This is a genomic window from Candidatus Nanopelagicales bacterium (assembly GCA_018003655.1).
Taxonomy (GTDB): Bacteria; Actinomycetota; Actinomycetes; order S36-B12; family UBA10799; genus JAGNDY01.
Genome location: JAGNDY010000098.1, coordinates 1 through 6,241 on the forward strand (window position 1 = coordinate 1; position 6,241 = coordinate 6,241).

Consider the following 6,241-nt stretch of genomic DNA (forward strand, 5'->3'; position numbering starts at 1 on the left):
CCGCCAGGTGATCGAGCGTGCCCTTGAGGTCGGCCATCGTGATGCCCTCGTCCACGGCGAGTCCCTCGATCTGGTGGAAGACCGGGGTGTGCGTGGCATCCAACTCGTCAGTTCGGTAAACGCGTCCCGGGCAGACAACGTAGACCGGCAACTCCCGATCGAGCAGTGCCCGAATTTGGACCGGCGAGGTGTGAGTTCGCAGCACCACCGAACTGTCAGGTGAGTCAACGAAGAAGGTGTCCTGCATGGTGCGGGCCGGGTGATCTAGCGCCATATTGAGCGCGTCGAAGTTGAACCACTCAGCCTCAACCTCGGGACCTTCGGCGACCTCGTAACCCATGGCGACGAAGACATCAGCGAGGTGCTCGGCGACCGCAGTCAAGGGGTGGCGGGCTCCGATCGGCGTGCGATCAGACGGCAGGGTGACATCAACAGCCTCTTCAACCAAAACGCGGGCGTCGTGTTCGGCCTCAAGCTCACTCTGGCGACGCTCAATCGCCGCCCGAACCGCTCCACGCGCCTTTCCTACCCGCTTGCCGGCTTCCGCCTTGGCTGCCGGCGGCAATGCGCCAATCTCGCGATTGGCCAGGGCCAACGCAGACCGGTCCCCGGCATGGTCGATCCGAACCTGTTTGAGGTCGGCAAGATCGGACGCTTGTGCAACCGCTGCCTCGGCCGACGCTTGGGCGGCCGCAATCGCTGCCGGATCCAAGGCACTGACTTCTACTGGGTCATAGTCTTTGTTTGGCGCTGACATCTGCTCCTCGATCCGCCCCGGAGTCTAGTTGGGGCGGATTGAACTCCCCACAACGACCGTCGATCAGGCCTCTGACATGACCTCAGGCTTGGGAGCCTGCTGATCGCGCTCGGCCTGGCGCCGGTTGGCTTCGGCGAGTTCCGCCTTCGGGACCGGCGGTGAGTCGATTCGCGTGATGGGATGGCGCGCATCGATCCACGCCTCAAGGTCGGGGGCCGACTCGTAGGACGTGATTAAGCAGTACCGCGGCTGGTCACCTGGGTGCCACACCGCGTGGTAGAGCCGCTGGGTGTCAATGACCGCCTGCGTTCCGGCAGGTAGCGGCACGCGCGTCTCCGTCGCGGGGTCATTTTTGTCCTCGCGCAGGATCATGACTGAATCCTGGTCATCGGTGAGGTTGAAGAAGGCACGCACGATCCACCCCGTGCCATCGGGGTTGAGGCGGTTGTTGTCATCAATGTGCAAATTGTGGATCGCGTCGGCGTAGGTGTTGGGCTGCAGTTCGATGACGCGGCAGCGACCGATGTTGACACCAGGCTCCTTGGCGCGCTCGACGAGGCGCGGGCCGAGTTCGACGTTCTGCTCGACCCAGACGCCGTCCTTGTCGGTCTTGGCTGGTGTGTGGTTCCAGAAGCCATCGCACTCAAGGTCGCCATATGCCGAGGCGAGCGGCGAGAAACGGGTGTCACCAGAGGACTTCCAGTCCACATACTCGATGGCTAGCCATTCGGCTGGATCCTGCGACTGGTCGTAGGAATCGACAACAACGAAGCCGCTGTCATCCATGATTGGCATTTTGTAGTACGACATTTGGGTGTCCTCCACGAGGTCCGAACTGGGCTCATTCACATCTTCCACGCCAGGTTACCCCGCCAAACTTGCCAGGAAACCTCCACGATTGATACAACCCACGCCAGCGGTCCCGCGTCGGAACGGGCGACCGTGAGTGGCTTTGACTTCCTCTCAACCTCATCTTGCTGCAATGGCGGATGCGTAGAGGCACACTGCCGCAGCAGCGCCAACGTTCAAGCTCTCGGCGTGACCGTAGATTGGGATGCGAACTGCCAAGTCGCACGCGGCCACAACCTCTGCGTCCAAGCCATGGGCCTCATTGCCGAAGACCCACGCTGCGGGTGCCGCGATCACGTCGTGGAGCTGGTCGGAAAAGAGCTCGACTTCAGCAGCCCCCGACGTTGCGATGAACCGACACAATTCGACTGGAAGTGCCGCTCGCACTTGCTCGAAGGTAAATCCGGTGAGGACTGGCAGATGGAAGATTGAACCAGTGCTGGCCCGAACCGCCTTGCTGTTGTATGGATCGCAACTGCCCGACGTCAGTATCACGCCGTCGGCCCCGGCGGCGTCGGCGATCCGGATAAGCGTGCCAACGTTGCCCGGATCGGCCGGTGCGACTGCAACGGCGACCAGTGTCGGCGACGACGCAGCGAAAACAGCAAGCGTCGGCTGCTCAACCATCGCCGTAATCGCGACGATCCCTTGTGAGGTGACCGTGTCGGTCAAGCCGGCGAAATCGTCACTGACCAACTGGACGGGGAGGCCTTGGGCGCGTGCGTCCTGGGTCAATTCGCCATGGCTTGGCGACTCGTTGCGTTGGTCGACGAACAGTTCCAACGCGAGCGCCGCGCGCAGCGCCTCCCGCACGGCCTGCGGGCCCTCGGTCAGGAATCGTCCCTGTGCCTGCCGTTCGGCCTTGCGTTTGAGTGCGCGGGCCCGACGGAGACTGGCCGCACTCGCAGTCTGCGCGTCAGCGAGGCTCACTGTAGGTTCGAGCAGCTGGGCTAGGCGGCGGGTGACTCGACCACGACAGCGTCGCGGGCGATCTGCACGAGTGCGCTGAAAGCCGCTGAATCGTTCACAGCCAACTCGGCCAACATGCGACGATCGACTTCGATTTCAGCTGCCTTGAGGCCCTGAATGAACCGGTTGTAGGTCATCCCGTTGGCCCTGGCGGCCGCGTTGATCCGCTGAATCCACAGGCGACGGAACTCACCCTTGCGCGCGCGACGGTCACGGTAGGAGTACACCATCGAGTGGGTGACTTGTTCTTTCGCCTTGCGGTACAGCCTGGATCGCTGGCCGCGGTAACCGCTGGCGCGCTCGAGGACTGCCCGACGCTTCTTGTGCGCATTGACTGCGCGCTTGACGCGTGCCACAACTTTCTCCTTGCGTTAGCGACTGGCATCCCGCCAGTCGTCGATCGTGGTTTGGAAGATACGAGGTAGTTGGGCGCTTAGCGCATACCCAACAGGCGCCTGGCGGTCTTTTCGTCGCCCTTCGCGAGCGTTTTGTCCTGCTGCAGGCGACGGGTGCGTCGTGAGCTTTTGACCTCAAGGAGGTGGCGCTTGTTGACCTGCTCGTGGGTGATCTTGCCTGACCCCGTCACTTTGAATCGCTTCTTCGCCCCACTATGGGTCTTCATCTTTGGCATGCGTGTTACTCCCTGGTGTCTTCGACGACGTGTTCGTCGGATGCTTCTGCGTCGGCCTGTTCCTTGGCCGACCGGACTTCTGATTTCTTGCGGAGCGGCCCGATCACCATGATCATGTTGCGTCCGTCTTGTTTGGGTGCGGACTCGACTACTCCGATGTCAGCGACGTCTTCCGCGAGCTTGGACAGTAGGCGGAATCCGAGTTCGGGACGCGACTGCTCGCGTCCGCGGAACATGATCGTCACCTTGACTTTGTCACCGGCTTTGAGGAAACGCTCGATGTGGCCCTTCTTGGTGCCATAGTCGTGCGGATCGATCTTGGGCCGAAGCTTCATCTCTTTGATGATGACGTTCGTTTGGTTTCGCCTGGTTTCGCGCGCCTTCATTGCGGCCTCGTACTTGAACTTGCCAAAGTCCATCAACTTGCAGACCGGAGGCCTGGCAGTTGGGGCTACTTCGACGAGGTCAAGATCAGACTCAGCTGCAAGTCGTAGCGCATCTTCGATACGCACAATTCCAACTTGCTCGCCGGCTGGACCTACGAGCCGTACTTCCGGGACTCGAATCCGCTCGTTGATGCGGGGTTCGACGCTGATAGCGCCTCCTTAAGTTCGTGGACTTCAACTGCCTAACTCTTCGCAGTGAGCCACCGGCGCCTCTCGACGCCCCCAACAACGCCGAAACGCCTGGGACCTGAGTCAACTGCAAGTTGCCAGGTGGGAGATCACTCCGCTTTGCCTGAAGCCCCCGACCGCGGACCCAGTCGCCTGAGCACCAGCCGGGCACCCGACCTGCGGTGACCTGACTTCCGGTGTGACGGAGGGAAGCTTCGTCTGTAAGGGTAACAGCATGAGTCACGAGCAAACCACCGACGACAATTCCGAGGCCTCGGCGGCTCGCGACATCGCCGAAGTTCCCGCGGTTGAGGTTGTTACGACAGTAGCCATCCACCTGATGAGCGCCGCAGCGGTGCGATGCGGCCTGGCTGAGGATATCTCCGAGGACGCTGGCCCGGATTTGGCCGAGGCCAGGATCCTCATCAATGCGCTCGCCGGGCTGATCCATGCCAGCGCCCCAGACCTGGGATCCGCCCACGCCGGACCGCTTCGCGACGGCCTTAAGTCGCTTCAACTTGCGTTCCGGGAAGCGTCGGCGATCCCGGATGATCCCGGCACAGGACCTGGTGAGTCACTCAGGAACCCGCCCCGGGTGTGAGGAGCTCGACAGTCAATTGAACTCCGCCAACGAGGCGAGCTCGTAGCAATTCCGACTCTGCGAGCTGCCTGGCAACGCCAGCAGCGACCGCAGCAACCTGCTCGCGGTTGCCATCGGGTGCCGCCAGCAGCACCAAATGCAGTTCCGCGCCACCGGTTCCTGGGCGCAGTTCGAAGGCCACATCAACCGGCATCGAAACGGCACCAATACAGGACGAGATTTCCTCCTGAACCTGTGGATCCGTGATCGGCGCAAGCCACTCGCGGCCCTGGGCCAACGCGAGTATCCCCGGCAAATCCACCATCAAGGTGTGGTCGGTTTGCGCATCAATGACTAAGACGTCGGCGCCCTCGTCGAGGGCCGCCGCCGCCACCGAGCGCGCAAGTGCGGGGACGGGACGTGCCACTGCGGACCAGGCCGTGAGCGCCGAGTCGCAGGTGAACGCCAGCAACCCCCGTTCGCCGTGCGGGCCTTGGACACTGACCGTGGCCATGTGACTGTCCTTCTCGACCTCCTGACCGTCCTCGGACTCTTCCGAGGTATCCAGTACGGCTACGACGGGAACGAATAGCCGTGTATCCGCGAGGACTGCGACGGCCGCGTATTTGTCCAGCGTCCCCGCCTGGTACGCCGACAATGCGTCGATCACTGCCGGTGCGGCCTGACCGTCGTCGCCACTGAACGGCGACGACGGAATCGACCTACCCCGGAAACGGTCCTGCGTCATGTCCGGCTGCGTCTGACCGGGATCAGCGTCGGATTCGCGGGCACTCACGTTGACCCGGCGCCGTACCGGGCTCGCTTGATCGCCCGCCGTTGCGATGCTGACAGTCGCGTGAGGTCGTCAAGTTGATCAGCCACGGCCTCCACCACACGAGACGTGAACGCATCGGATTCGTCCGCTGCGTCCGGTCGCTCGGCGATGAGTTGGTCAACGATTCCGGCCGCCTTGAGATCGGCTGCGCCGACCCGCTGCAACTCGGCCATTCTGGCTGCGTGATCGGCCGTGCGGTACCGGATGACCGATGCACCTTCCAGCGGTAGCGGCGACAACCACGAGTGCTCAGCGGCCAGCACCCGGTCGGCTGGAAGAAAGGCGAGAGCTCCCCCACCGCAGCCCATGCCCAACAGCACCGAAACCGCTGGAACCGTCGACAGGCTGAGGTCAGCGAGGCAGCGAGCAATCTCGCCAGCAAGCGCGCCCTGCTCAGCGGCCGGTGACAACTCGGCTCCCGCTGTATCGATCACCGTCACGAGCGGCAGCTGAAGTTCGCTGGCCAGTGCAAAGCCCCGGCGCGCAACCCGTAGGGCTGCGGCATCCAGACCGACACCGGCTTGCTGAGCCTGCCGATCCTGACCGACTAACACGACCGAGTGTCCGCGCAGTTGGCACAGCGCAAGAACTACGGCAGCTGACGCCTCGCCTTCGCCGGTGCCGGACAACGACGTGACCTGCTCGGCGACCCCGAGCACATCCCGGATCCCAGGCCGATCTGGCCGGCGGGTGCTCTGCACATTGGCCCAGTCTTGTCCGTTGCGGTCATGGCGCGACGCTTCGACGGTGGCGCCACCATTGGGTGACAGGGGTGGACTCTCGGTGTGGGTTCCGCTCCCGACCACCGCAAGAAGACGGCACAGCTGATCACGCAGATCGGACAGTTCCACGACACCGTCGATGACGCCGCACCGAGCCAGGTTCTCGGTCGTCTGGACTCCTTCAGGGAAGGCTTCACCCTCAAGTACTTGGTAGACCCGTGGACCCAAGAAGCCAGCCAGAGCCCCAGGCTCGCCGAACGTAACTGACCCCAACGACCCCCAAG

At 63.0% G+C, this 6,241-nt stretch carries 9 protein-coding genes; 1 reads left to right on the forward strand and 8 read right to left on the reverse strand.

Annotated features, from left to right (window positions below; all coding sequences use genetic code 11):
* From KAZ48_10185 to infC, 6 genes are all read right to left on the reverse strand, one after another.
* Positions 1 to 757 (reverse strand): phenylalanine--tRNA ligase subunit alpha (locus KAZ48_10185; protein ID MBP7973158.1); only part of this gene is annotated, 757 nt, incomplete at its 3' end.
* Positions 758 to 820: 63 nt separating this feature from the next.
* The gene (locus KAZ48_10190; protein MBP7973159.1) at positions 821 to 1,615 is read right to left on the reverse strand and encodes a hypothetical protein; all 795 of its coding nucleotides are present in this window, start codon (positions 1,613 to 1,615) and stop codon (positions 821 to 823) included.
* Between the two features lie 111 nt (positions 1,616 to 1,726).
* Positions 1,727 to 2,536, reverse strand: a complete 810-nt coding sequence (locus tag KAZ48_10195) for an RNA methyltransferase (protein MBP7973160.1) — start codon at positions 2,534 to 2,536, stop codon at positions 1,727 to 1,729.
* 20 nt (positions 2,537 to 2,556) lie between these two features.
* Positions 2,557 to 2,931, reverse strand: a complete 375-nt coding sequence (gene rplT / locus KAZ48_10200) for a 50S ribosomal protein L20 (GenBank protein ID MBP7973161.1) — start codon at positions 2,929 to 2,931, stop codon at positions 2,557 to 2,559.
* A gap of 77 nt (positions 2,932 to 3,008) precedes the next feature.
* Positions 3,009 to 3,206: a 50S ribosomal protein L35 gene (gene rpmI / locus KAZ48_10205; protein ID MBP7973162.1), complete on the reverse strand. Its 198-nt coding sequence runs from the start codon at positions 3,204 to 3,206 to the stop codon at positions 3,009 to 3,011.
* A 5-nt stretch (positions 3,207 to 3,211) separates the two neighbouring features.
* On the reverse strand, positions 3,212 to 3,802 hold the full coding sequence (infC, locus tag KAZ48_10210; protein MBP7973163.1) for a translation initiation factor IF-3: 591 nt from the start codon (positions 3,800 to 3,802) through the stop codon (positions 3,212 to 3,214).
* Positions 3,803 to 4,055: 253 nt separating this feature from the next.
* Here infC and KAZ48_10215 point away from each other — a divergent pair, with 253 nt between their 5' ends.
* Complete coding sequence (locus KAZ48_10215) at positions 4,056 to 4,421, forward strand: DUF1844 domain-containing protein (protein MBP7973164.1); 366 nt, start codon at positions 4,056 to 4,058, stop codon at positions 4,419 to 4,421.
* On the opposite strand, the gene KAZ48_10220 is transcribed toward KAZ48_10215, so the two are convergent.
* Both KAZ48_10220 and KAZ48_10225 read right to left on the reverse strand, forming a co-directional pair.
* Positions 4,399 to 5,148, reverse strand: a complete 750-nt coding sequence (locus KAZ48_10220; protein ID MBP7973165.1) for an SseB family protein — start codon at positions 5,146 to 5,148, stop codon at positions 4,399 to 4,401. The genes KAZ48_10215 and KAZ48_10220 overlap by 23 nt on opposite strands.
* Before the next feature lie 44 nt (positions 5,149 to 5,192).
* Positions 5,193 to 6,241, reverse strand: a 1,049-nt coding sequence (locus KAZ48_10225) for an acetyl-CoA carboxyl transferase (protein ID MBP7973166.1), incomplete at its 5' end; no start/stop codon positions are given.